The organism is Brevibacillus borstelensis (genome assembly GCF_036700025.1).
GTDB classification, from domain to species: domain Bacteria; phylum Bacillota; class Bacilli; order Brevibacillales; family Brevibacillaceae; genus Brevibacillus; species Brevibacillus borstelensis.
Map to the genome: position 1 here is coordinate 550919 of NZ_CP144922.1, position 24625 is coordinate 575543.

Below are 24625 nucleotides of genomic sequence, written 5' to 3' on the forward strand. Positions count from 1 at the left end.
AAAAATCTTGACAGACCCTGGGGATACGCTTTTATTATGACTTTTTGCAAAATAAAATGGGACTTCGTGAAGAGTCCCCTTTTTTCATCTCCGCCATTAAAGCCCGAACTTCAGCAAACAAAAGATCGGCCAGATCCCCATCTAGCCGACCTCACAAACCTCTATAGCTATCTCGAGCGTATGCTTCTACGCAGTCCCCAATGTCACGCCCAACTCCTGCAAATACTGCCGATACGCGATACTGACCCGGTCGCATTTCAGGGACAGCTCCATCTGCAAATCGAGCGGCAAATCCTCCGGCTTTTGATTTTCCACAATCGGCTTGTCCTGGGCAAAAATCATGTTTTGGAATTCGACGATTTCCTCGTCGGTGGTACCAGTCTCGTAGTTAAAAGAAAGGACACCGTAGGCGACTGTTTTCCCTTCCTCCGTCGGTGCGACTGTCAGGAGAATGGACATTAGATGACCCGTTTCCCGGTCGCGTTTCGTAAACTTTACAGACAGCGGACGCAGAATTTCATATGTGTAGTAGACGTGCTTGGCTTGTCCGCTCCCGTCCGGGTCAGGCTGAAAGACAGCGATCTCGTCCGAGTAGATGGATGTTTCCGTCCGGTGAACGCGGTAATCGCCGATCTCCCTGTGCTCGGCCACGCCCAGGTAGCCTTCATGAACGACAGCCAAATGCCCGACATCGAGGAAATTCTCTACGACGCGCGGCGGTTTTGCATGGACGCTCTGGGGGCCCCAGATGACGTTGCGAAAACCGGGCTCGCCAAACTCCGGGAGAGGGAACATCTCGGGCTGATTGTTCCCCAGGTTGACCCAAATAAAGCCGTAGCGCTCCGTACAGCCGTAGGACAGGGCACGCGCTTTTCCGGGGATGGCTTGATCCTCGGGAAGCTGAGGAATCTTGACGCAGGCCCCTGTGGACTCGTACTCCCAGCCGTGATAAGGACAGACGAGCTTGCCGTCCCGGACACAGCCGAGGGAAAGGGCCGCACCGCGGTGGATGCACAAATCCTTGAAGGCATGAACACCTTCATCGTTTCGAAATAGGACGATTCGCTCGCCCATGATCACGATCTGCTTCGGCTGATCCTGCAAATCGGTGGAGCGGCAAGCGACGATCCAGTCATTTTTCAGTACAGTATCTTGAACCATTGTCAGGGACACCCTTCCTTCTCAACTTCCGTGCAACGTTTATTTGCGGACATTTTCTTCATATTTTAGCCCCTGTAGATAAAGAGAGTCAACAAAAACACGAACAATATTTTTAGTTAGGAGAAAGTCATTCGATTTTTGTGTACAAAACAATTCGATTATCCTATAATCTGGCGTATAACATTCGTTAATAGCTGAGAAAACATAGGGAGGCATAAGGGTGGAACAACAGCGGGATGACGTTCGCCTTGTCGTGGGCGTCGATGACAAGATTAGTGTGGGAAAGGCTTTTTTGCTCGGTTTGCAGCATGTATTGGCCATGGACTTGTACATTGCCCCGATTATCATTGCAGGACTTTTGACATTGGATACTTCCAGTACGTCCTTCTTTATTCAAATGTGCTTTTTGGCTACCGGTATCGGCACATTGATCCAGACTGGCTTCGGAATTCGACTGCCGGTTGTGCAGGGCCCCTCTTACGTTCCGATTGGCGCTTTGGCAGCGATCGGCAGCAAACTGGGTATGGCAGCGATGATCGGAAGCATCATCCCCGGCGCATTGCTGATGGCTTTTGTCGGCTATCCGCTGAAGTGGTTTGCGAAAGCCGTACGCAGGTTCATTCCCCCGTTGGTAGGCGGGACGGTCATTGTCATCGTCGGGATTGCACTGATGCCTACGGCGATGGCCAATATTTACAATTCGCCGGGAAGCATCGGGACAAACAGCCTGATTGCAGCCGTTTCGGCGGCAGTATTGGTCGCTTGTATGCTGCTGGGACAAAAGGCAGGGAAAGCAGGAACGTTTTTCCGCCTCGTATCCGTGTTGATCGCGATCTTCGTCGGAACGGTGACGGCAGCGTTCTTTGGAGGAGTTGACTTCAGCTCGGTCAAAAGCGCCGCCTGGCTTTCTTTGCCCAAGTTTTTCCCGTACGGTGCCCCCGTGTTCGACATCAGCGCGATTCTCACCATGGTGTTCGTTTATTTGATCATCATGATCGAAACGACGGGTACATGGTTTGTCGTTTCCTCTGTCACGGGCAAGGAGCTGACGGAAGAGAGGCTGAACCGCGCTTCTTTGGGCGAAGGTCTCGGCTGCTTTGTAGGCGCGTTGTTTGGCGGAACGCCGATGACCGGGTATTCCTCCAATGCCGGGCTGCTCGCGGTAACCGGAGTAGCCAGCCGAATGGCAATCATGGCCGGAGGCATCATCCTCATCGCGCTGGGCCTGGTGCCAAAGCTGTCCGCAGCGATTACCTGCATCCCCGAGCCCGTAATCAACGGCATTTTCGGCATCGTCTGCGTAGCGATTGTGACCAACGGATTAAAAGTCATTCAGCATATCACCATCGACGAGCGCAACATGATGGTCATCGGCCTGCCCATTTTGCTGACCATCGCTGTCACAGTGCTGCCAAAGGACGCACTCCAGGGCGCCCCTGACTTCGTCAATTACATCCTGTCCTCCAACATTACCGTAGGCGCATTGGCAACCTTGATCCTAAACCAAGTCATCCCGGACAAAAAAAGCTGGGCCAAGCAAGGTGTCACAGCTGAGAGCAGATCATAAAAAAACGCTTTGCCTTTAAAGAAAGGCAAATATGTGAAAGGGTGCCCCCAAAAACGCGGGCACCCTAATTTTGTAGCCGAGGAAAATTTGATTAGCAGAAATTCAATTTGATACAAGTTTTGAAAAACGAGGGGTGAAGATAGGAGTACAGAGAACAACGAACAAAGAACAACAAAGAAACTAAGAAAGGGGACGAAACAAAGAAGGAACTCTTTTAAGCCTTCTTCTCTGATTGACCTGCCAAAAGACAGTAAAGGACAAAGCTGTAGAGATGAAACAGAAGAAAAATGCGAAGGCCTTTGGGACACCTCCCAGGCTTCATTTCAAAAGCGGGACACGCTTTCAGCGTCCAACCTCTGAAAACGCACCCTCGAACCATCTGCTTTTGGACGCGGTCCCGCTTTTGAAATGAAGCCGGCCAGTCAATCCCCCAAGCAGTGTCCCACCGAGCCTTGAGCCTTTTTCTTCTGTTTCATCTCCTCCCCCAAAGCCCGTCCTACCCCTTATAGAGCTTTTAATCTTTTATTTCAGGAAACCAGTTCAAACGTCTCCGTAATCAAAATGCTTCCTTCGACCGATTGCGCCATCGGGCAGTTTTTCCTAGCCAGATCAATCGCTTTCTTCACCTTGTCCGCCTGAAGCTGCTCCCCCGTGATGACATAATGAAGATGGATTTTTTCCACCCGGTTTGCCTTGTCCTCGTTGCGCTCCACGTCCGCAGTCACTTTCATGTCGCTGCAGGGCATCCTCATCTTTTCCAGCACCTTCCGCAATACGCCCGCGCCGCAGACCGCAATGGAGGAAACGAGCAATTGAAACGGGCGAAACCCGTACTGTTCGTCACCGGAAACGTGAAGATCTCCATAAGACAGATGTGCTACAAAACCGTGTTCCTTGGCCGTGAATTCCATGAAAGGGAAGCCTCCTCGCTTTGATTTGTCTGCTCCCATTATAAAGAAAGAGCTGTCCGGGATGAACAGAAGAAGTACAGATGGAGTAAAGGTCACTGATGGAACCGGGGGCCTTGCCCCAATGGCGGACAAAGAAGCAATAAAGCAATAGGCCGAAACATGCGTAATAGACGGTCACGGATAGCCGGATGCTATGCCCAGGAGATGCGACAGATAGTCATTGGCAAATCGGGCCTGCGGATCCCACTCTTCTCTGACAGCCAGAAAGTCCTTCAAGCGAGGGAAAGCCTTGTGCAATCCTGCGGTGTCCATCCTGTGCATTTTTCCCCAGTGAGGACGGCCTCCGTATTTCCAAAAAATTTCTTCGACGCAAGAAAAGTAGGCTTGGTAAGGCATGCCTTTGTACATGTGGACGGCAATGTAGGCTGAATCTCGTTCGTAGGCGGGACTGAGCCAGATGTCGTCCTTTTTTACATAACGACACTCGATGGGAAAATGGACGGCGAAACGGTGCCGCTCGATCGCTGTCTGGATCTCCTCAATTACTTCCTTCATCCGGTCGGCGGGTACACTGTACTCCATCTCGTGGAAGCGCACCAGACGAGGGGTGGCAAAGAGACGGTGGCTCAAACCCGTTCCCGAGACGGAAGGCACAGCTTTGGCGGATAGCTGACTTGCGGACGGGCACAGGGGCGGGAATAGGCGGCAGCTCTCGGAGAGGAGCCAGAAAAAGCCGTTTTCCAAAATGAGTTGTTTGAAATGATTCCAGCGCAGATATGGACTAGGGGGGTCAGCCGTTTCATTCATGCGTTTGGCCTGGACGAGCTGTGAGTAGGGGAACAGGAAAAATTCAAAATGACGGTTTTCTGCGGTCCATTTGTCCAGTTGGTCCAGACATGTTTCCACGGGAAGCCGCATGCTCTCGTATCGGAGCTGCAGCTTCGGGATGACGCGAAGGCGTACCTTGACGATCACTCCGAGCAGACCGAGCGATACCTGCAGGGCGGGAAACAAGGAAGGATGGCTCTCAGCCGAGCAATCCACCACCTCACCTGCTGCAGTTACGATGGTCAGGCCGACAACCTGCGTGGACAGGCTGCCAAACCGGATGCCCGTGCCGTGTGTTCCTGTACTGACTGCTCCAGCGATGGATTGGGCATTGATATCCCCCAGATTTTCTTGAGAGAGGCCGTGGGAGTGAAGCAGTTCGCCGAGCGCTTTCAGCTTGGTCCCTGCCCATACCTCGGCGACTCCTTTTTCGGCATCTACGCTTGCCAGACCTTGCAGACGGTCAAGAGACAACAGGCATTCATCGGTCTGGACCAGACCTGTAAACGAGTGGCCGGAACCGACTACACGGATGCGCAGCCCCTGCCCGGCACATTGCTTCACGATGGCGACGACATCGGCAATGCTTCCCGGAAAAACGATCTGGTCAGGCCGGCTCTGCACATTGCCGGCCCAGTTTCTCCACAGCTTTCCGGACTTGCTCACGATTGGCATAAGCCATCCCCCCTGTAAGTCGTCACTTCTTTGACGATACGTCCATCTGACACACAGTAGAGCCGGGTGAAGTGTTCGCACAGCTCGCCCGCTTTGGCGTGGCGGAAAAAGATCGGATCGCCGAGCTGCAAAGTCTCCCCTCCGCGGTAGCGAACCGGTGTCTGTACCTCGCCAGCCCCTTCGTTTGGAAGCAGAGAAGCACCTTTCGGCAGGTAAGGCTTGGGGAGTTTGTCTCTCCCGGCTGAGCCCGAAGCGATGAAGCCACCTCCAGCGCAGGTAAAAATACCAGCAGCAGGCTTGCGAACGATCTCGACTGCATAACCGGCCGCCGGCTGGCAGCGAAAATCGATATAGTGGTCAAAAAGGCCGGGAGCAAAGAATCCGGAACCGGCTGTCACTTCAGTAATTGCGTCTTCTTTTCCCGTCCAATGAAGGCTTCCGGTGCCGCCGCCGTTAAAAAAGCGGAGGGAAATTCCCATCTGTCGGACGGTTTCCAGGAGCAAGGCGCGGCGGTCGCGAATTTCACGTCGAGACACATGCTTGAGCATACGGACGGCGATATTTTTGAAAATGCTTCCTGGCGCGCGGTCGCCTACCCCGGCTATCTGCGCTTCGTACCCCATCAAGCCTGCTGCCTCCAGGTGATCGGACGCGACAATGCGGCGCAGGACATAGAGGGCTTGTTCGATGGACCGCACAGAAGAACGCCAGACACCGAAGTGGAGTCCGAAAAAGTCGGTGGACATGTCGGCATCCAGACATACAGGCAGTCTTACCTTGAACTGACGAGCGAACTTTTCCAGGTGTTCTGCATGCTCGACCGAGTCGACCATGAATGTGATGGCGTGTCCGTCCCTGACGGCTATAGCCAGCTTCTCCAGCCAAACCGGCTCCCATATCGGGTATCCCAGCAACAGGTCATCCAGACCGTGGTTAGCCAGATGAAGAGCTTCCGGGGCCGAATAACACATGATTCCCCGAAAGCAGTCATCCATCTCCAGCAAATGCTTCAAAAGCTCGACGCTGCGAATCGATTTACTGGCAATGCGAATCATTTTTCCCTGGCTGCGGAGGCGGATCTGCTGGGCATTGATCCCGAGTAGATCCAGATCGACAAAGGCAAAAGGCTTGGGGATTCCAGCAAATATCGTTTGATAGTAGCGGTAATCGCGCACGGAACAGCCACCTTCCCGCAATGCACTGCTAACACTCATCATAGTACAAATATTCCGTTTATTCATGAAATATTTGTGTTTTGCCAGGGAAGCACAAAATAGAAAATTTGGCACACTTCTTTTTGAACGTTTTGTGATAAACTAACTGACGTATAATTTGTTGATATATAGACAACTGGGGGTGCTCGTGCATTGATGGCGTTTTTAGAGAATCTTGTTGGGATTTTCAATGATTTCTTGTGGTCGAAAATTCTCATTGCAGTGCTCATTATTTTAGGTATTTATTTTACTTTTCAAACAAAATTCGTGCAATTTCGAATGGCAGGAGAAATGTTCCGCCTCCTGGGCGAAGGAGCAAAAGGGGCAGGAAAGAAGAAAGAGAGCATTTCCTCCTTCCAGGCTTTTTGCATCAGTACCGCGTCACGGGTCGGAACAGGGAATTTGGCCGGTGTAGCCATGGCGATCTCTGTGGGAGGACCCGGGGCTGTCTTCTGGATGTGGCTGATCGCCCTGATCGGTTCCGCTTCTGCGTTCGTGGAAAGCACACTGGCGCAGATCTATAAGGTGAAGGATGCGAGCGGCTTTCGCGGCGGCCCTGCCTACTACATGGAGCAAGGGCTGAAAAAGCGTTGGATGGGTGTGCTGTTCGCCATCCTGATTACGCTCTGTTTCGGGTTTGTGTTCAACGCCGTACAGGCGAATACGATCACCCAGGCGTTTCAGACTGCCTATGGCGTCAACCGCACTCTGATGGGAGTAATTCTTTCGGTTGTAACTGGTATTATCATTTTTGGTGGTGTCAAACGGGTTGCGAAGGTAGCTGAATTCCTCGTGCCGTTCATGGCTGGGGCCTACGTACTCGTTGCGCTCTTCGTCGTCGTGACCAACATCGGACAGCTTCCGGGCGTGCTGGCCCTGATCGTCAAGTCGGCGTTCGGCATGGAGCAGGTGGTCGGCGGCGGTCTTGGCGCTGCGATCATGCAGGGCATCAAGCGGGGACTGTTTTCCAACGAAGCGGGTATGGGGAGCGCAGCCAACGCTGCAGCTACAGCTGATGTGACGCACCCTGTGAAGCAAGGGCTCATTCAGGCGCTTGGTGTCTTCGTCGATACCCTGCTTGTCTGCAGTGCTACTGCATTTATCGTGCTGCTTTCCGGCATGTATACGACAGAAGGACTGGACGGAATCGCCCTCACCCAGGCCGCACTCAGCTCGCATGTAGGCGGCTGGGCAAGCTCGTTTGTCGCTTTGATCGTCCTCTTGTTTGCCTTCAGCTCGGTGGTAGGCAACTACTACTACGGGGAAACCAACATCGAGTTTATCAAGTCGGACAAGAAGTGGCTGACGATTTACCGCCTGCTGGTAGTGGGCATGGTCATGTTCGGATCGGTAGCCAAAATCAGCATTGTCTGGGATCTCGCCGATCTCTTCATGGCTTTGATGGCGCTCCTCAACCTGTTTGCAATCGCCGTGCTGGGGAAAGTCGCATTTGCCGCTCTGAAGGATTATACAAAGCAAAAGAAAGCCGGCAAGAATCCGGTATTTCACGCAAGCTCCATCCCAGGCCTCCCGAAGGTCGAGTGCTGGTCAGAGGAAGCGAGCGAGAAAAAAGCAGTATCATAACGTTGGCAACGGATATGGAAGAGTGGTCCTTAAACAGGGGACCGCTCTTTTTTTGTTGATAAAAAACCGGGCTCTTCATTTTCTCAAGCCGGTCTTCCGGATATACCAGCGGCGTTTATGAAAGGAGATAGACCTGTATTTCTGGGCCATTCTGAAGAGTTGCTCACGAGTAAGTGATGCTGGTGTTGAGGAGCAGCTTTTGTTAAGGGCACTTCTTGCAACCAGATGACCGGGGTAGTGAGCTTTCACGAAGTTACCGTAGGTTTCGAACTCGGAGAAGCCGGCATAACTCTGTTTGTTGGTCTTCTTGATAATCGCCCAGTACCACCTAGTCTTATGCCTGGCTTCAATTTTCCACTTCAGTCGGGAGAGCTTCGATTTGTCGAACAGCATATAGTGGGCAACGAAAGAGCGCGAGGCGGTTGGCTTGGTCCCCAGCAATTTCTTATAGGTGCGAAAATACTCGGGACGACTCCAGTTACGGCAGTAAAAAACGGTTTTCCCGTTGACGAGAAAGACATGAGGGCGGATGAGAATGGTGTCGGCGTCGATCACAAGATAATACCTTCGCTTGGTCAGGTTTCCTCCCGCCAGCTTCAACAATTGTTGAAGCAGCCAGCCTGAGCGATTGGTGCGTTTGGTTTGGTAGCGAATGTCTTTTTTTGTAATCGGAAGGACGCGTTTTTCATTGATGAAGGTGCAGTTTTTACGCCGGCAAAGGGCTTGGATTCGCTTGCTTGGTGGCGATACAACCATGATCTTGCCGATCGGATGCTTTACTTGTGTACGGATACTGTCAATGACATAGGGAAGAGTGCCAAGGTCTTTCTCGATAGCCGGGATCAGGACATCAATTTTGATAGAGCTGTTGAAGGTCCTGTTTGCTGAATGTGTCAACTTCTCAACTCCTTTTCGCTTAGCACTTTCAAGCATATGTGTCTGAACAGGTCGGCTAGTGTGTCCGAACGTTCCAGATAGGATATGATTTTTTTCCTTAGGGTGAATACGACAGATATGGAAAACCTGCAAAATGGGGGTCTGTCTGCCTTCTTGAGTCAATGAGTTAAGTATGTATTGTTCAAATTATGTAAAACCCTGAAACCCTCCTCACTTTGTCTCGTCGAAATCAGAGAAATTGTAATGAATGATGCGTGGTCTTGTATAATTGTGGGAAAAAAGGGAAGGTGATCATGTGATTTTAGGTATATTTATCCTCAGTATGCTGAGTTTTGCTTGTTTACTCTCTATCGCAATGAACTCAAAAGAACTCGTAAAACAAAACAAACAGATTATTGAATTGCTTCAGGCAAATCAAAAGGACAAAAAAGATATTTAACATACCAGAACATGCAGGGCTTTCACGAGGACTGTTGATCGTGTACGAGGCGTCCGGAGCAGCCGGTCCTATTTGGGAGAATTCTTGGCACGCTGTCCGGTGAAGGAAATAAGCTGCTGATGTACGAAAATCCCACAGTTAAATCACGAATGTTCGGTTTTAATGTTCGTATTTAGGTTGTCAGACGACTGATCTTTCGATGGTTTTATGCCAAAACCAATAAAAAGACGAATAAAAATTATCCAATTGATTGACATAATTCATTATCTGCGTTATCATGCAAATTGTTGCGAGTTTCAAAAACGAAAAATCCGACAGATTCGTATATCCTCAGAAATAAGGTTTGAGGGTCTCTACAAGGAACCGTAAATTCCTAACTACGAATGGGTGTATCGCTATACCCGTTCGCTTGTTGGGTTTTTTTATTGCGAGGAGGATATGAACATGAGTAATATGAACAACAAATATGACGTGATTGTGGTAGGTGCCGGACCGGCAGGAATCTTCGCTGCCTATGAATTGACACTGAAAGCGCCGAAGGCAAAAGTCCTGTTGATTGATAAAGGCCATGACATTTACTCGCGCCGCTGCCCGATTTTGGAGGAGAAAATCAAGCTTTGCCCGCCCCCGGCAGGAAAGAAGGATTTCGCAGGCTGTCTGCCGGCCTGTTCGATCACAGCCGGATTTGGCGGAGCCGGCGCGTACAGCGACGGGAAATTCAACATTACCACCGAATTCGGCGGCTGGATGACCGATTATTTGGCTCCATCCCAGGTGCTGGATCTGATTAAATACGTCGACTCCATCAACCTGGAGCACGGTGCGACGACAGCAATTACCGATCCGACGACCGAAACGATCAAAAGCATCGAGCAGCGCGGATATGCAGCAGGGCTGAAGCTCCTGAGAGCTGAGGTGCGCCACCTGGGCACGGAGCAAAACCTGGAGATTCTCAAGTCGATTTATGAATACTTGAAAACGCGCATCGACATGATGTTCAAGACCGAGGTCGAAGATATCCTGACGGTCAAGGAAGCGGACGGTCACCGCGTTCGAGGCGTGGTGCTGAAAAACGGCGAGGAATATTTGAGCGACAACGTGATGATCGGGCCCGGCCGTGACGGTTCCGCCTGGCTGACGGGGATTTTGAAAAAGCGCCGTCTGAAAATGTACAACAACCAGGTAGACGTAGGCGTGCGGGTCGAGACGTCCGACGTGGTGATGCGCGAGATCAATGAGCATCTGTACGAAGGAAAATTCATCTTCAACACATCGGTCGGGACGAGGGTGCGCACCTTCTGCAGCAACCCGTCCGGTCACGTCGTCGTGGAAAACCACAGCGGCGTCATGGCGGCAAACGGCCACTCTTACAAGGACCCTGCGCTGGGCTCCCAGAATACAAACTTTGCTCTGCTCGTTTCGCACAAATTTACCGAGCCGTTTGACAAGCCGAACGAATACGCTCGCGAAATTTGCAAACGCGCCAACGATCTTTCCAATGGCGGCGTCATCGTCCAGAAATACGGAGACATTTTGCGCGGACGCCGCTCTACCGAGTCCCGCATCCGCGAAGGGTTTTTGGAGCCGACGCTCAAGGAAGCCGTTCCCGGCGATTTGGGCCTGGTTCTGCCGTACAATACGATGAAAAGCTTGATCGAAATGGTCGAGGCGCTGGACAAGGTGACACCGGGAATCGCTTCCGAGCACACACTGTTCTATGGCGTAGAGGCCAAATTTTACTCTGCCCGTCCAAAGCTGACCGAGGAGTTCGAGACGGAAATCAAAGGGCTGTACTGCGGCGGCGACGGTGCGGGCATTACGCGCGGACTGGCACAGGCCGGGGCTGCAGGCGTATGGATCGCCCGTAATATCATCAAAAAATCGTTGCAGTAGCATAGTCTATAAATCGGAAAAAGCAGGTGCTCCAAAGTCTCAAGCAGACAGCGGGGCACCTGCTTTTGCATTGCATATAGGGGAGTGGCGGGCATGGGTACGAAATTCGACAGCAGATTGTTTGGCCAGCATGCGAGGCCGAAAACGACCAGTTGTGCATCTTCAGAACCAGTCGAATGATGGAACTTTTTTCACACATTCTTACATTATTCGTAGTCGCTGGGACTTTTCTCAGTCTATAATGGCATCAAGAGCATTTCGCAAGTACGACAGGCAAGAGGGGGTACATATGTTTCAGTTGGTCCGCAACACCTTGACGAACAAAGAAGGCTTTATGATCTTTATTTTATGGAATCATCTCTGGGTTGCAGGCTGGATCGCGTATCAGATGGATGTGAACTTCTGGAAGGTCACCTCCGCAGGCTTGCTGGCAACACTGATCGTTTCTCCGTTGTACTTCATTCGCAAGGACAGCTACTTGATCCGGTATCTGGTCGGAATTGGTCTTCTCTATTACTCGATTGCATTTGACCACTATACACCGTTTCAGGAAATCTCGTTTCTCGCGTTCATCGTCCTGGGCTTTTTGGCAGCCTATCTGGACTGGAAGCTGATTGTATCGGCGGGGGCGATGCAGGTTGCGGCGACATTAATCGGATTTTACACCGGTTCTTACCAGTTGTTTGACGGCCATTTTTCGGAAGTCAATTTGCTGCTTCGCATTGTCGCTTTCGTGCTGATGATCGCGGGGCTCACCTATCTCTGTCTGGCTGGACAAGCGTCGCTTGCAAAAGCGGACAGCGCGAGACGGGAAGCCGAAAACAAAGAGCAGCGCCTGGAAGAGTTGCTGCGGAATATCAAGATGGTAACAGAGCAGGTGGAGCGCACATCCGTGCATGTCCATGAGCATGCCGAGACGACAAGGCGCAACACGGACGAGATGATGGTCGCCTTCAAGGAAGTGGCGACCGGAATGGAATCCCAAGCCAATTCCACTGTCAAAATCGAGGAAGAAGTGCAGTCGATCGACCAGGAAATTGTGACTGTCAACGAGCAAGCGGCCGTCATGAAGGCGGAAGCGGATCAGAACAGCCGCCGCTTGGCAGGAAGCATCAGCATGATGAGCGAGCTTTCCGAGCAAATGGAGCAAATCGTTCAGGCGGTCAATGTGGCGTCTTCGACGATCCGCGAGCTGAACAAGCAAGCCAACAAGGTCGAGGAAATCGTCCAGACGATCAACCAGATCGCGACACAGACGAACCTGCTCGCGCTCAATGCCGCGATCGAATCGGCTCGTGCGGGTGAGCACGGCCGGGGCTTCGCCGTCGTGGCGGACGAGGTGCGCAAGCTGGCTGAGCAAAGCGCGACGGCTACGCAGGAGATCGCCGGAATTTTGCAGTCGCTGCATCAAGAAAGTGAAAATGCGGTGAAGCATATGAGCACGGGCGAAGTGTCGGTAGCAAAGGGGCAGGAGCTGGCGGTAGAGACAGTGGCGTCTATCGAGACGGTTCGTGCAGGCATGGAAGCGTTCCTCGAGGCCGTAGAGCATGTGCGGACGAGCATGGATCGCGTGAAAATGCGCTCCGGGGAAGTGGCGGCCGAGATGTCTACGATTACAGCGGTCACCGAGGAGTCTGTTGCCAACCTGGAGGAATTGTTTGCGACGGCGGAGAACCAGCATCAAAAGGTGCGGGAGATTACCGAGGAGCTCGGCGAGCTGAACGCCTTGTCGACAAAGCTGCAGCAATCATTTCAGCGATAATCGTAATGTTTGAAATTGCAGAAAAAAGAATTGCATTTTTCAATTGATCTGCTAGAATGAATTCAATATCAATTAAATAGTTTCACCTTACCTTATCAAGAGCGGCGGAGGGACTGGCCCGATGAAGCCCGGCAACCACTGTGCACACGTGCACAGAAAGGTGCCAATTCCTACAAAATCCATTTGGATTTTGAGAGATGAGGAAGAGGTTGGCGATATACCGCAAACTCTTCCTCCGGGAAGAGTTTTTTCTTTGTACAAAGGAGGTTATTGGCGAATATTAATTTTAAATAATATAATATTATTCGTGTTTTAATTATTTTATGCTCATAAAAAAACGCACTTCTTTCGTGTGTATATAATAAAAACGAATATTGTTGTGCGGACTAGTGATAGGAGAGGACACCATGAAAAAATTGCTTTTGGCATTAACAACGTTTGCTGTGCTGGCTGCCGGGTGCTCGACAAACAGCAGCGCCCCCGAAGACAAGGGACAAGCCCAGACAGGCGGACAAGAAACAGCGAAAAAGCGGATCGCGCTGGTGCTGCCCGAGAAAATCGGGGTTAACCCGTTCTTCCAGCAGATGGACGATGGAGCGAAGAAAGCCGCCCAGGAATTCGGGGTGGATGTCAAGACGATTGAATCCACAGACCATGGGGCTATCGAGGAAAATATCCGCGTGGCAGTGGCCGAGCAATACGATTTGATCATCACGTCTTCCTTTGAAGCCGAGGATGCGCTGAAAAAGGTAGCGACAGAAAATCCTGACCGCACCTTCGCCATCATCGATACGCAAGTTGATTTGCCCAACGTCCGCAGTGTCATGTTCCGCGAGCAAGAGGCTGCATACCTGGTCGGAGCGGCTGCCGGTTTGGCAACCAAAAGCAACAAGGTAGGGATCGTCGCAGCAATGGACATTCCGATCCTGAAAAAATGGACAGTCGGTTTTCAGGAAGGGCTCAAGGCGACCAACCCGAACGCAGAAGTGCAGATCAACTACGTCGGCAGCTTCAGCGACCCGGCAAAAGCGAAGGAGCTGGCGCTGCTGCAGGCTTCCAAAGGAGCGGACTTTATTTACGGCGCAGCGGCTGTAGGAGATCTTGGCGTGTTTGAAGCAGCCAAGGAAAAAGGCTTCTACACCTCCGGACAAGACGTTGACCGGACCAGCATCGACCCTGAGCATATCGTCCTGTCCCAGTTGAAAGGAACGGACTCCGCTGTGTATGAAACGGTGAAGGCATTTGTGGACGGCAGCTTGAAGCCGGGTGTCGTCGCCTACGGACTGAAGGAGAACGGCGTCGGCGTGACCTACGTTACGCATGACAGCCCGACTCCGTTGAACCCGTTCATTGGAGAAGAAGTCGTCAGCAAGGTAAAGGCGATCAAGGATGAGATCGTCGCGGGGACGAGAACCGTGACAGACCCGCTGAAACAATAGCGAGAGCGCTGATTCGGAAACCGGCTACATGAGCGTAGTCGGTTTCCTGCTCTACCGGGAAGACAAAAGAGGGAGGGGGAAAAGGTGGAGAACCGACTGGAAATGCGGGGCATGACCAAGCGCTACGGCGATTTTACCGCCAATGACAACGTTTCGTTTACGTTGAAAGAGGGGGAGGTCCATGCGATCGTCGGCGAGAACGGAGCGGGCAAAACCACGCTGATGCGCATGCTGTACGGTATGGAGCAGCCCACTGCCGGAGAGATCGCAGTAAATGGCAAGCCCGTCGTCTTTCGCGGCCCGGAGGATGCGATCCGCCACGGGATTGGCATGGTTCACCAGCACTTCATGCTGTTTCCCGACTTTACCGTTGCGGAAAATATCGTGATCGGCTACGAACCGCAGAGCAAAGGGCTGTTTCAGCGAAAAGAAGCGGCGAGTGCAGTCCGCTCGCTCAGTGAGCGATACCGGATACCGATCAACGAGAACGCCAAGGTATCCAGCTGCTCCGTAGGGGAGCAGCAGCGGGTAGAAATCCTGAAGGTGCTCTACCAGGGTGCAGATATTATCGTGCTGGACGAGCCGACTGCGGTGCTCACGCCGCTGGAGGTAAAGGAGCTGCTGCAGACGATCCGCCATTTGGCCGAAAGCGGCAAAAGCGTCATTTTGATTACCCACAAGCTCCAGGAGGTCATGGAGGTGGCAGACCGGGTCACTGTCCTGCGCGGGGGGCGCGTGACCGGAACCGTTTCCCGAAGCGAAACCAATGCGGACGACCTCGCCCGTATGATGGTAGGCCGCGAGCTTCAGCAGCTCAGTGACCGGGTCCGCCTGGAAGGAAAGCCGCTTTTGCGGGTGCAGGGCCTGAGCGTCCGGGAAAAACAAACGCTCGTAGACGACGTGACGTTTTCCGTTCACCACGGGGAGATCGTCGGGATCGCCGGGGTTTCCGGCAACGGGCAATCCGAGCTTTTGGAGGCATTGACCGGCCTGCGGGCTGTTTCGGAAGGGAAAGTCTATCTCGGAGAAAAGGATGTGACTGGCCAGTCGGTGGCAGCGATTCGCGAGGCAGGATTGGCCCACATTCCCGAAGACCGCTACCTGTGGGGGACAGCAAAGCGGGAAAGCGTCGAGGAAAACGCGCTGATGGGCTATCAGCGCAAGCCGGAGTACATGCGCCGCGGTGTCGTTTTGCGCAGCAAATTCCGCCGTGTCGTGGAAGAGTGGGTCGAGCGGTTTGCGATCAAGACAGGCTCTCTTCATTTGAAAGAGCAGGCAGGCAACCTCTCCGGGGGCAATCTGCAAAAGCTGATTGTCGCCCGCGAGCTGGGACAGAATACACCACTGTTGATCGCGGCCGAGCCTACTCGCGGCGTTGACATCGGCGCGATGGAATACATCCATCAGGCTCTGCTGGAAAAGCGGAACAATGGAGACGGCATTTTGCTCGTCTCGTCTGAATTGACAGAAATACTGGCGCTGTCCGACCGGATTTTGGTGATGTACAAAGGGAGGATCGCCGGGGAGCTGACACGCTCGGAAGCGACAGAGGAGAAAATCAGCGTATTGATGGCGGGAGGAAGCGTGTATGGCAGCAGTCAAGCAGCTATGTAAGTCATTGGTTCAGCCGCTGCTGGCAGTGATCATCGGCCTGTTGACAGGTGCGCTGGTCATTGCCGCCGTGGGCGAATCGATTATCGGTACGTATCAAGAGATGTGGAAGGGAGCCTTTGGCAGCTTCTACTTCCTGACCTCCACGCTGGCCCGGGCCACGCCGATCATGCTGATCGGACTGGGACTGTCGCTCGCTTTTCGCGCCGGGGTATTCAATCTGGGGGCCGAGGGACAGATGGTAACGGGAGCGATCAGTGCGACGTTGGTGGCCCTTTATCTGCCCGCGCCCGGCTTCGTCAAAATGGTGGCCGCTCTGGTAACGGGCGTGCTTGCCGGAGGGTTGTGGTCGCTTTTTGCCGGGTATTTGGAGGCGCGCTTTCGGATTCAATTGCTGATTTCCTCGCTGCTGCTCAATTATGTCGCCGTTTTGTTCGCAGGGTATCTCGTCAGCGAGCCGTTCCAGGACAAAACCGGGTCCGCTGCCATGGCCCAGACCCCGATGCTGGAAAAAAGCGTCTGGCTGCCAAAGCTGTTCGCCGGGATGAGCGTCCATGCAGGCTTTTTGTTTGCCTTGGCTGCTGCTCTTCTGATCTTTTTCGTCATTCGCTATACTCCGTTCGGGTACGAAGTGAAAATGCTCGGGCAAAACCCGTTCTTTTCCCGCTATGGCGGAGTGAACAGAGTTCGGGTGATGCTGACCGGCATGTTTTTCAGCGGCGGACTGGCCGGATTGGCCGGGACTGTCGAGGTATTGGGCTCGCATTATCGGTATGTGGAAGGCGCCCTGACGCTTCCGAACTTCGCCTGGACCGGGCTGATGGCGACCCTGCTGGCCAACTCTCACCCGATTGGCGTTGTGTTTACTTCCTTGCTGCTCGCGGCTCTGCAGACAGGTGCCATGGGAGTGGAGCGGAATACGGATGTGCCGCTTGAACTGGCCAGTGTGATTCAAGCTGTTTTAATTTTGTTTATATCAGCTAAATTCAGTTACGACTGGTGGAAAAATCGCAACAACAAGAGGAGGGAATCTCATGGAGCTGTTTGATTGGTCCCTCGTCAGTTCCACCATCCGCATGGTGACGCCTATTTTGCTCGCAGCCCTGGGCGGTGCGCTCTGTTCGCGCGTCGGCATTTTCAACGTCGGTCTGGAGGGGTTGATCCTGGTTGGCGCCTTTTCCGCCATCGTCGGCAATCACTTTACCGGGAGCCTGCTGCTGGCGCTGCTGTTTGCAGCTCTCGTAACCGTTCTGTTCTCGCTGCTGTTTGCCTACATGACGATCGGTCTACGGGCCAATGAGATCGTCGTCGGCGTCGCGATCAACTTTCTCGGGCTGGGGCTGACCACGTTTGCCCTGCGTGCCGTTTTTGACGTAAAGGGCGCGTTTTACGACAAGGACATGGCCGGACTGCCGCAGTGGCAAATCCCGCTAATCAAAGACATTCCAGTGCTGGGAGACATCGTTTCCGGGCATTCGCCGCTCGTGTACTTCGCCTTTTTGGCCGCAGTTCTGCTGCATTTTTTCTTTACCAGGACCGTTACCGGCTTTCGCGTGCTGGCTGTCGGCATGAACGCGACTGCGGCCCGCAGCCTTGGGTTGAAAGCGACTCGCCTGCAGGTGCTGGCGATCGTCATGTGCGGCGTGCTGTGCGGGATGGCCGGAGCCCAGCTATCGCTCGGCCAGGTGACGATGTTTACGGAAGGCATGACAGCCGGACGCGGCTTTATCGCACTGGTGGCGATGATGCTGGGGCAAGCCCATCCGCTCGGCATCCTCGCGTCCAGCTTCCTGTTTGGCTTGATGGACGCGCTGAGCATTCGTCTGCAAGGCTTTTCGCTGCCGACGCAGTTTACCGCCATGCTGCCGTATGTGCTGACGATCGCGGCGATGTTCTTTTTAAAGGACAAGGGCGCTTCGTCAGCCGGCTCCAGCCAGCAAAGCACGCGATAGCTGATAATAAAGCGGAGTATGAACATTTTCATTTACGACATAAAGGGGAGAGGCTCGGATGAACAAGGCTGATCGTATCAAACGGATGAAGGTGCCGGCTGTAGACCCTGCTCTGGCAAAAAGGCTGCCGCCGGGCCAGGTGCTGACGGAGAGATTTCCGATCCTGCACGAGGGAGAGGTCCCGGTCTACGATTTGCAAACATGGACGCTTCGGGTGTTTGGAGAAGTGGAGCGGGAAGTGACGCTTGGCTACGAGGAAATCCGGGCCATGCCGCAGAGTGTACTGACGTGCGACATTCATTGCGTGACCCGGTGGTCCCGGTTTGACAACCGCTTTGAAGGAGTCCGGTTCCGCGACTTTCTAAAAGCAGCGGGCATCGTGCCGAAGAGCGATTACGTCATGCTGCACGGCGACCACGGGTATACGGCCAATTTGGCTCTGTCCGATCTGGACCGGGATGACGTTCTGCTGGCCCATTCCTTCGACGGGGAGCCGCTGACGGACAAGCACGGATGGCCGCTGCGCATGATCGTGCCTCACCTCTATTTTTGGAAAAGCGTGAAATGGCTGCGGGGAATCGAATTTACCAACGAAAACAAGCCCGGCTTTTGGGAGCAGAACGGCTTTCATCTGAACGGAGACCCGTTCCGCGAAGAGCGGTTCTCCGGCGAAGCGCTGCCGATCCCGGAAGACGAGTGGGAGAAAAAGGAGTTTGATTGAGATGCTGCCCAATCTGAAAATTGATCCGGAGCAACTGCCAAAGCGAGCGATTGTGTGCGGAGACCCGAAGCGGGCTGCCCGCATCGCCGAGCTGCTGGAAGAGAGCACTCTGATCGCGGAAAACCGCGAGTACCACAGCTACAAAGGGAAGTGGAACGGAACAGAAGTAGCGGTCGTCAGCCACGGCGTAGGCTCGCCGGGAGCGGCGGTCTGCTTTGAGGAGCTGGCCAAGGGCGGGGTGAAAACGATCATCCGCGTCGGCACCGCCGGCTCTTATCAAAAGGAGGTCGAGCCGGGCAGTCTGGTGATCAGCTCGGCAGCCGTACGCCAGGACGGACTGACCAGTCAGCTCGTTCCTCCCGGCTTTCCTGCGGTAGCCAATCGTCGTGTGGTAGACGCCCTGGTCACAGCCGCAGAAAAGCAAAATACCGGTCTTCATGTCGCCGAAGGCATCACGCTGACGCTTGATGTGTTTTACAGCGGCGTGGTGGATTTCCCGCACAAGCTCTATCAAAAGGCGGGCGTGCTAGCCGTCGAAATGGAGAACACCGCTCTGTTTGTCATCTCTTCGCTGCGCGGCATGAAGGCCGGCTCGATCCTGGCGATCGACGGGTACGCTGACGCCGACCTGCTGGAGACGTACGACCCGCACACAGACTTTACCCGGAAAGCCATCGAAGCCGAGGCGCAGATCGCGCTGGATGCGATTGTGGCGGTCGAGTAGGTAGTATGCATAAGGAATGGATCATTCAAGTTCAAACACTGTTTCCGTATGTAATGGGTTTTGTGGTAATATTGAATGTAAAGAGAAGCTGACGTAATCCTCTAGCACCGAATGAGTATACTAAATAAAAGACCGTCGGTGCTGCAATACCGACGGCAGTACATTAGTCGTCCTCTTTTCAGGAGCGGCTCAAACCTGCGGGAAGTAGATCACCAGGTTGCCAAACTCAGGGGTGATCTACTTCTTTTTGTGGAAGGACAGTACGGCTACGATTAATAAGCCGACCACCCTTAACACCCGTGCATCCGATGTGGATGCACTTTTTTATTGACAGCTTGAAGGATCAACGGCCGTTGTTGGAAGTCACCTGGAGTGTAAATAGCGTAGTACCATCGTTTGTTCTAGCAGGAGGGCTTCATTTATATGTTTTTTATTGGTCTTAGGGGAAAATCTGAGAATCTATTCTCAGATTCACTCCAAAAAGAACGTAAAAAACAAAAGCTTGAGAGATGAAACAGAAGAAAAAAGCGAAGGCCTTTGGGACACATCCCAGGCTCCATTTCAAAAGCGGGACACGCATTTAGCGTCCAACCTCTGAGATCCCCCCTTGTATAGTCTGCTTTTGGACGCGGTCCCGCTTTTGAAATGGAGCCGGACAGTGAATCCCCCACGCAGTGTCCCACCGAGCCTGGAGCTTTTTTCTTCTGTTTCATCTCCTCCCCCAAAGCCAGACCTACCACTTTTCTTAACAGACTCCTTTCACAACATTAACCCTGCATTCACGTTCTCTTAACGAAACCCCGGTATCATTCTAACTAACAAGTGAATAGATCGTTCGGTTGGAGCCCTGGAGAAACCCCCGACATTCATTACCAAGCACTTTCACATAAAGTCTTTGGCAATTGTCTTGTCGCGGGGTTTTTTGTTTTGCAAAAGGAGGAGAACCGAGATGAACCAGGCGGAATTTTTCGAGCGGCTGACCCGGCAGAAAATGATCGCGTCAGTCAAAGAACCCAAATATCTGGAAAAAGCGGCTGAAGCCAAGGTAGGCGCGGTGGTCCTGTCTACGGGAAACATCGGTGTCATCAAGCGCTATGTCGACTTTTTCAAAAGTCACGATGTTCCGGTCTTTCTCCATCTGGAGCGGATCGGGGGAATCAGCTACGACCGGGAAGGAGTCGCGTTTGTCGCTCATTACGTCAAGCCGGACGGGATCGTGACCACGCGCAATACGCTGATCAAGCTGGCGAAAAAAGAGAAGCTTTTGACCATCCAGCGGCTTTTTCTGGTAGACAGCGACGCGCTCAAGTCCGGCCTTTTATCGGTCAAGGAAACACAGCCTGATGCCGTAGAGCTCATGCCGGCGCTGCTCCCGGAATTCATCGCGGAGTACGCGCAGGAGCTGAAGGGCACGCCGATTATAGCGGGTGGGCTGATCCGTAAACGTGAACAAATGGAGACCGCCTTGCAATACGGGGCCGCAGCCGTTTCTGTGGGCAGCTATTCACTATGGAAGGAGTGTCTTGCCGATGTATCCATGCCTGTTGTTTGATCTGGACGGTACCTTGCTGGACAGCAGAGAAGCGGTCATTGACGCGGTAGCTCACACGGCGGAACGCTTCGCCCCGGGCGTTTTTACGAGGAAAGATCTGGTGGGGCGGTTCGGAGAGTCCTTTGATGATTTTCTGGCCGCCGCAGTTGGGGAGGAGTACGACCGCAAAGCAGTGATGGACAGCTACTTCTCGTATGTCCGCGCTCACCATGCAGAGCATGTCCGGCTGTTTCCCCATGTTCGCGAAGATTTGGAACGGTTGAAACAAGCGGGCTTCCGTCTCGCTGTCGTGACGAATAAACAGCGCGAGTTTGCGGTTGCCGGGCTGGAGCTGGCGGGCTTATCCGAGCTGTTCGAGGCTGTTGTCAGCGTGGACGATGTTTCGCGTGGCAAGCCGTCCGCCGAGCCGATTGAAAAAGCGCTGTCCTTGCTGGGAATGGAGCCGGAGCAGGCGCTGATGATTGGCGACAGCCGGTATGATGTCCTGGCTGCTGTAGGGGCGGGCGTCAAATCAGTGGTGCTGGAATGGTACGGTGCGGAGGAATGGAACTACGTTTCTCCGGACTTTCGATATGCGGATTTTCGCAGCTTTGCCGAGGAAATGCTGGCTGTGAAGGCACAGGGAGGGGAATGACAGGTGGCAAAAGTGGTGTTGAAACAGGTGACGAAGGAGTTCAACGGCCAGCAAGTGGTCAAGGGCCTTGATCTGGTGATCCCGGATGGCTCCTTTACCGTACTGGTCGGGCCGTCAGGATGCGGAAAGTCGACGACGCTGCGGATGATCGCCGGCTTGGAGCAGGCGACGGGCGGAGAGATTTTGATCGGGGAACAGCCGGTCAACGATCTGCCGCCGGGAAAACGGGACGTCGCCATGGTGTTCCAAAACTACGCACTCTATCCGACGATGAGCGTCTATGACAACATCTCGTATGGTCTGCGAAACCGCGGCTATTCCAAGAAGGAATGCCAGGTGCTGGTAGAGGAAATCGCCGAGGTCGTGGGACTGGCTCCTTATTTGAAGCGGAAGCCTTCGCAGCTCTCCGGCGGCCAGCGTCAGCGGGTCGCACTGGCCAGGGCCATGGTCAAAAAACCGCAGGTCTTCCTGATGGACGAACCGCTATCCAATCTCGACGCCAAGCTGCGCAACCAGATGCGGGTAGAGCTGACAAGCCTTCACAAGCAGCTTGGCAGCACCTTCATTTACGTAACGCACGATCAGGTGGAAGCGATGACGATGGGCGACCAGATCGTCGTGATGAACGAAGGGCAGATCATGCAGGTGGCGGCGCCGATGGATCTGTATCAGGAGCCGGACAATCTGTTCGTTGCCCAGTTTATCGGCTCTCCTGCTATGAACATCGTCCCGGCGGCAGAGCGCGAGGATCAGGTCTGGGGGTTTCGCCCGGAAAAAGCGCTGCTCCGCCACGCAGGAGTCTCCTCTGTCGGTCACGCTGACGCAATGGATATGCACGGACATATCGTCTCCAGGGAGATTCTCGGATCGGACACGCTGTATCACGTCGAGACGGACAAAGGACGGGTCGTGGTCAAGACGGACACCGAATCTCTTCTGGATGCAGGATCGGCCGTACACGTAACGGTGCCGCTTTCGAGCATCTACGTGTTTGACCGCGCGACCGGGAAGCGGATAGCACGGGCAGAAAACGGTGTCAGGCAGCAAATCCTGGCAGGTGGGGTGGTCTGATGCGAAAGGCAGCGGCCGCACACGAAATGACGGCTTCCGGTCATGCTCTTGGGAGAACGGAGGCGACAAAAGTCAGGCTGAATCTGTTTGAGACGATCCGTCCTTATTTGTATGTCACACCGGCATTGGCCTTCTTCGGCGTCTTTTTCTTCTTTCCGATCGCCTATGTGATCTACCTCTCGTTTCACGACTGGTCTCTGCTGAATTTGGACGAGATCGAGTGGGTGGGACTGGCCAACTTTACGGCGCTTTTCGAGGACGCGGATTTTCGCCAGGTGCTGGGGACAACTCTCATCTATACACTTAGTACCGTTGCACTGGGAATCGGGATCGCCTTTTTCCTGGCGCTTTGGCTAAACCGCAAAGCCAAGATTTTTGGGCTCGTGCAAGCGGCGGTCTTCAGCCCGCATATCATCTCGCTGGTGTCGGTGGCGATGCTCTGGATGTGGCTGATGGACCCGCAATACGGCCTGCTCAATGCGCTGCTGGAATTTATCGGCTTGCCCGGCTACACCTGGCTGTCTGATACAAAAAGCGCCTTGCTTTCACTGATCATCGTCAGCGTCTGGAAAGGAGTCGGCTACAATACGCTCGTCTTTATCGCCGGGCTGCAAAGCATTCCCCGGGACATATACGAGGCGGCTTCCCTGGATCGTTCGCCGTGGTGGCGGACACTGACCCGCATCACGATCCCGATGCTTTCGCCCACGCTGTTCTTTTTGCTGGTGATCAATACGATCTCCTCGTTCCAGGTGTTTGATACGATCTACATCATGACGCAGGGCGGACCGGTCAACAGCACCAATATGCTCGTCTTCTACATCTACGAGCAAGGCATGGACTTTTACAACGGCGGCATCGCCTCGGCAGCCTCTGTCATCCTGCTTGGTATCGTTGGACTGCTGACGCTGCTGCACTTCCGGGTGATGGAAAAGCGTGTTCACTACCGCTAAAAAATGCAAGTGATGAACGAAGAAAAGCAGAGAAGATAGTGGAAGAGAGGAGGAGACAACATGCGACAAGCCGGTTTGACGGCGTGGAAAACGGTGGAGTGGCTGCTGCTTGCGGCTGTGGGCCTGATCTTCGTGTTTCCGTTTCTCTGGATGTTCTTGACGGCTTTCAAGACGATGCCGGAGGTATACCAATTTCCGCCGACCTGGTGGCCGGAATCGTGGCAGTTTCAAAACTTTGAAATTGCCTGGAGCTCCGGGCCATTCCTGACCTACGTCTGGAACAGCTTTCTCATGGCAGCCGGGATTCTGGTGCTGCAGCTTTTGACAGGGGTACCGGCCGCATACGCGTTTGCCCGTTATCGCTTTCGCGGGAGAGAAGCCTTGTTCGGGCTGACGCTGATCGCGCTGATGATTCCGGCGCAGGTCATTTTCCTGCCGGTCTATGTGGAGATGAGCCACTGGGGATTGGTGAACACTTTGTGGGCGTTGATCCTTCCCTACGGGGCGAGCGCTTTCGGCATCTTCCTGCTGCGCCAGTCCTTCATGCAGGTGCCGGATGAAGTGATCGAAGCGGCGCGGCTCGACAACGCATCCGAGTGGAAAATCATGTGGACGATCATGGTGCCGATGGCAAAGCCGGTACTCGTTACCTTTGGCCTGTTCAGCTTCATTTACCACTGGAACGACTATTTCTGGCCGCTGATCATGACCAACAGCAATGAAGTCCGGACGCTTCCCATCGGGATCTCCATGCTGAAGGCGGCGGAGGGCGGCAAGCTGTGGAATGTGATTATGGCCGGAAATATGATTCTCGTCCTCCCGATTCTGGCGATCTTCTTCTTCGCCCAGCGGCACATCATCAGCGCGTTTGTCTATCAGTCCAAGTAACAAGGGACAATGAAAAGGGAACAAGGAACCTTGACCAGAAAAAACCTGCTTTGACAGAAGCTTTGCCCATTTCGGCAAAAGGGCAGGACAGCATTTCATGGAACCCTACCTATCCGGGAAACAGGGGGAAAACCCCTTACTTTAAAGGA

At 53.5% G+C, this 24625-nt stretch carries 20 protein-coding genes and 2 riboswitches; of the genes, 15 read left to right on the forward strand and 5 right to left on the reverse strand.

Annotated features, from left to right (window positions below; translation table 11 throughout):
• Window positions 1-186 precede the first annotated feature (186 nt).
• Window positions 187-1161, reverse strand: a complete 975-nt coding sequence (locus V5G20_RS02640; protein WP_003388572.1) for an aromatic ring-hydroxylating oxygenase subunit alpha — start codon at window positions 1159-1161, stop codon at window positions 187-189.
• Between the two features lie 220 nt (window positions 1162-1381).
• On the opposite strand from V5G20_RS02640, the gene V5G20_RS02645 reads away from it, so the two are divergent.
• Complete coding sequence (locus tag V5G20_RS02645; protein WP_003388571.1) at window positions 1382-2728, forward strand: uracil-xanthine permease family protein; 1347 nt, start codon at window positions 1382-1384, stop codon at window positions 2726-2728.
• 527 nt (window positions 2729-3255) lie between these two features.
• On the opposite strand, the gene V5G20_RS02650 is transcribed toward V5G20_RS02645, so the two are convergent.
• From V5G20_RS02650 to V5G20_RS02660, 3 genes are all read right to left on the reverse strand, one after another.
• Window positions 3256-3639, reverse strand: a complete 384-nt coding sequence (locus V5G20_RS02650; protein ID WP_243014104.1) for an OsmC family protein — start codon at window positions 3637-3639, stop codon at window positions 3256-3258.
• Window positions 3640-3813: 174 nt separating this feature from the next.
• Window positions 3814-5142 carry a D-arabinono-1,4-lactone oxidase gene (locus V5G20_RS02655; protein ID WP_031932538.1) on the reverse strand — a complete coding sequence of 443 codons (1329 nt, stop codon included), beginning with the start codon at window positions 5140-5142 and terminating at the stop codon, window positions 3814-3816.
• Complete coding sequence (locus V5G20_RS02660) at window positions 5130-6317, reverse strand: amino acid deaminase/aldolase (RefSeq protein ID WP_003388567.1); 1188 nt, start codon at window positions 6315-6317, stop codon at window positions 5130-5132. Before V5G20_RS02660 ends, V5G20_RS02655 begins: the two co-directional genes overlap by 13 nt.
• A gap of 195 nt (window positions 6318-6512) precedes the next feature.
• Here V5G20_RS02660 and V5G20_RS02665 point away from each other — a divergent pair, with 195 nt between their 5' ends.
• Window positions 6513-7940, forward strand: coding sequence for an alanine/glycine:cation symporter family protein (locus V5G20_RS02665; RefSeq protein ID WP_003388566.1), 1428 nt, complete (start codon window positions 6513-6515; stop codon window positions 7938-7940).
• Between the two features lie 75 nt (window positions 7941-8015).
• Here V5G20_RS02665 and V5G20_RS02670 read toward each other — a convergent pair whose 3' ends face one another.
• A complete protein-coding gene (locus V5G20_RS02670) occupies window positions 8016-8837 on the reverse strand; it encodes a DUF6492 family protein (RefSeq protein ID WP_003388565.1) in 822 nt (273 codons plus the stop codon).
• 739 nt (window positions 8838-9576) lie between these two features.
• Window positions 9577-9676, forward strand: a riboswitch (purine riboswitch).
• 53 nt (window positions 9677-9729) lie between these two features.
• Between V5G20_RS02670 and V5G20_RS02675 the strand changes: the two genes are divergently transcribed.
• The 13 genes from V5G20_RS02675 to V5G20_RS02735 all read left to right on the forward strand — a co-directional run bounded on the left by V5G20_RS02675 (window position 9730) and on the right by V5G20_RS02735 (window position 24476).
• Window positions 9730-11169 (forward strand): NAD(P)/FAD-dependent oxidoreductase, encoded by a 1440-nt coding sequence (locus V5G20_RS02675; RefSeq protein WP_024983705.1) that lies wholly within the window; start codon window positions 9730-9732, stop codon window positions 11167-11169.
• A gap of 289 nt (window positions 11170-11458) precedes the next feature.
• On the forward strand, window positions 11459-12931 hold the full coding sequence (locus tag V5G20_RS02680; protein ID WP_122957979.1) for a methyl-accepting chemotaxis protein: 1473 nt from the start codon (window positions 11459-11461) through the stop codon (window positions 12929-12931).
• 89 nt (window positions 12932-13020) lie between these two features.
• A riboswitch (SAM riboswitch) is annotated at window positions 13021-13135 on the forward strand.
• A gap of 203 nt (window positions 13136-13338) precedes the next feature.
• Entirely contained in the window at window positions 13339-14370 is a 1032-nt protein-coding gene (locus V5G20_RS02685; RefSeq protein ID WP_003388561.1) for a BMP family lipoprotein, read from the forward strand.
• 84 nt (window positions 14371-14454) lie between these two features.
• Window positions 14455-15984, forward strand: coding sequence for an ABC transporter ATP-binding protein (locus V5G20_RS02690; RefSeq protein ID WP_338463142.1), 1530 nt, complete (start codon window positions 14455-14457; stop codon window positions 15982-15984).
• Complete coding sequence (locus V5G20_RS02695; RefSeq protein ID WP_003388559.1) at window positions 15959-17029, forward strand: ABC transporter permease; 1071 nt, start codon at window positions 15959-15961, stop codon at window positions 17027-17029. The genes V5G20_RS02690 and V5G20_RS02695 overlap by 26 nt, the downstream gene beginning before the upstream one ends.
• Window positions 17016-17933 carry an ABC transporter permease gene (locus tag V5G20_RS02700; protein ID WP_039071052.1) on the forward strand — a complete coding sequence of 306 codons (918 nt, stop codon included), beginning with the start codon at window positions 17016-17018 and terminating at the stop codon, window positions 17931-17933. Before V5G20_RS02695 ends, V5G20_RS02700 begins: the two co-directional genes overlap by 14 nt.
• Before the next feature lie 58 nt (window positions 17934-17991).
• Window positions 17992-18654 (forward strand): sulfite oxidase-like oxidoreductase, encoded by a 663-nt coding sequence (locus V5G20_RS02705; RefSeq protein WP_003388557.1) that lies wholly within the window; start codon window positions 17992-17994, stop codon window positions 18652-18654.
• A gap of 1 nt (window position 18655) precedes the next feature.
• Window positions 18656-19378 carry a nucleoside phosphorylase gene (locus V5G20_RS02710; RefSeq protein WP_327927135.1) on the forward strand — a complete coding sequence of 241 codons (723 nt, stop codon included), beginning with the start codon at window positions 18656-18658 and terminating at the stop codon, window positions 19376-19378.
• Window positions 19379-20327: 949 nt separating this feature from the next.
• Complete coding sequence (locus V5G20_RS02715) at window positions 20328-20930, forward strand: glycerol-3-phosphate responsive antiterminator (RefSeq protein ID WP_003388555.1); 603 nt, start codon at window positions 20328-20330, stop codon at window positions 20928-20930.
• Window positions 20908-21564: an HAD-IA family hydrolase gene (locus V5G20_RS02720; RefSeq protein ID WP_035979427.1), complete on the forward strand. Its 657-nt coding sequence runs from the start codon at window positions 20908-20910 to the stop codon at window positions 21562-21564. The genes V5G20_RS02715 and V5G20_RS02720 overlap by 23 nt, the downstream gene beginning before the upstream one ends.
• Before the next feature lie 3 nt (window positions 21565-21567).
• On the forward strand, window positions 21568-22635 hold the full coding sequence (locus V5G20_RS02725; protein WP_003388553.1) for an ABC transporter ATP-binding protein: 1068 nt from the start codon (window positions 21568-21570) through the stop codon (window positions 22633-22635).
• Window positions 22635-23588 carry a carbohydrate ABC transporter permease gene (locus V5G20_RS02730; RefSeq protein WP_003388551.1) on the forward strand — a complete coding sequence of 318 codons (954 nt, stop codon included), beginning with the start codon at window positions 22635-22637 and terminating at the stop codon, window positions 23586-23588. The genes V5G20_RS02725 and V5G20_RS02730 overlap by 1 nt, the downstream gene beginning before the upstream one ends.
• Before the next feature lie 60 nt (window positions 23589-23648).
• Window positions 23649-24476, forward strand: a complete 828-nt coding sequence (locus V5G20_RS02735) for a carbohydrate ABC transporter permease (RefSeq protein WP_338463143.1) — start codon at window positions 23649-23651, stop codon at window positions 24474-24476.
• The last annotated feature ends 149 nt before the right edge of the window (window positions 24477-24625 follow it).

Coding starts and splice junctions, on each gene's coding strand:
- V5G20_RS02710 (WP_327927135.1), top strand. CDS start 18,656: ATGCTGCCCAATCTGAAAATTGATCCGGAGCAACTGCCAAAGCGAGCG.
- V5G20_RS02735 (WP_338463143.1), top strand. CDS start 23,649: ATGCGACAAGCCGGTTTGACGGCGTGGAAAACGGTGGAGTGGCTGCTG.
- V5G20_RS02655 (WP_031932538.1), bottom strand. CDS start 5,142: ATGCCAATCGTGAGCAAGTCCGGAAAGCTGTGGAGAAACTGGGCCGGC.
- V5G20_RS02675 (WP_024983705.1), top strand. CDS start 9,730: ATGAACAACAAATATGACGTGATTGTGGTAGGTGCCGGACCGGCAGGA.
- V5G20_RS02730 (WP_003388551.1), top strand. CDS start 22,635: ATGCGAAAGGCAGCGGCCGCACACGAAATGACGGCTTCCGGTCATGCT.
- V5G20_RS02685 (WP_003388561.1), top strand. CDS start 13,339: ATGAAAAAATTGCTTTTGGCATTAACAACGTTTGCTGTGCTGGCTGCC.
- V5G20_RS02695 (WP_003388559.1), top strand. CDS start 15,959: ATGGCAGCAGTCAAGCAGCTATGTAAGTCATTGGTTCAGCCGCTGCTG.
- V5G20_RS02720 (WP_035979427.1), top strand. CDS start 20,908: ATGTATCCATGCCTGTTGTTTGATCTGGACGGTACCTTGCTGGACAGC.
- V5G20_RS02680 (WP_122957979.1), top strand. CDS start 11,459: ATGTTTCAGTTGGTCCGCAACACCTTGACGAACAAAGAAGGCTTTATG.
- V5G20_RS02705 (WP_003388557.1), top strand. CDS start 17,992: ATGAACAAGGCTGATCGTATCAAACGGATGAAGGTGCCGGCTGTAGAC.
- V5G20_RS02715 (WP_003388555.1), top strand. CDS start 20,328: ATGAACCAGGCGGAATTTTTCGAGCGGCTGACCCGGCAGAAAATGATC.
- V5G20_RS02640 (WP_003388572.1), bottom strand. CDS start 1,161: ATGGTTCAAGATACTGTACTGAAAAATGACTGGATCGTCGCTTGCCGC.
- V5G20_RS02700 (WP_039071052.1), top strand. CDS start 17,016: ATGGAGCTGTTTGATTGGTCCCTCGTCAGTTCCACCATCCGCATGGTG.
- V5G20_RS02665 (WP_003388566.1), top strand. CDS start 6,513: ATGGCGTTTTTAGAGAATCTTGTTGGGATTTTCAATGATTTCTTGTGG.
- V5G20_RS02650 (WP_243014104.1), bottom strand. CDS start 3,639: ATGGAATTCACGGCCAAGGAACACGGTTTTGTAGCACATCTGTCTTAT.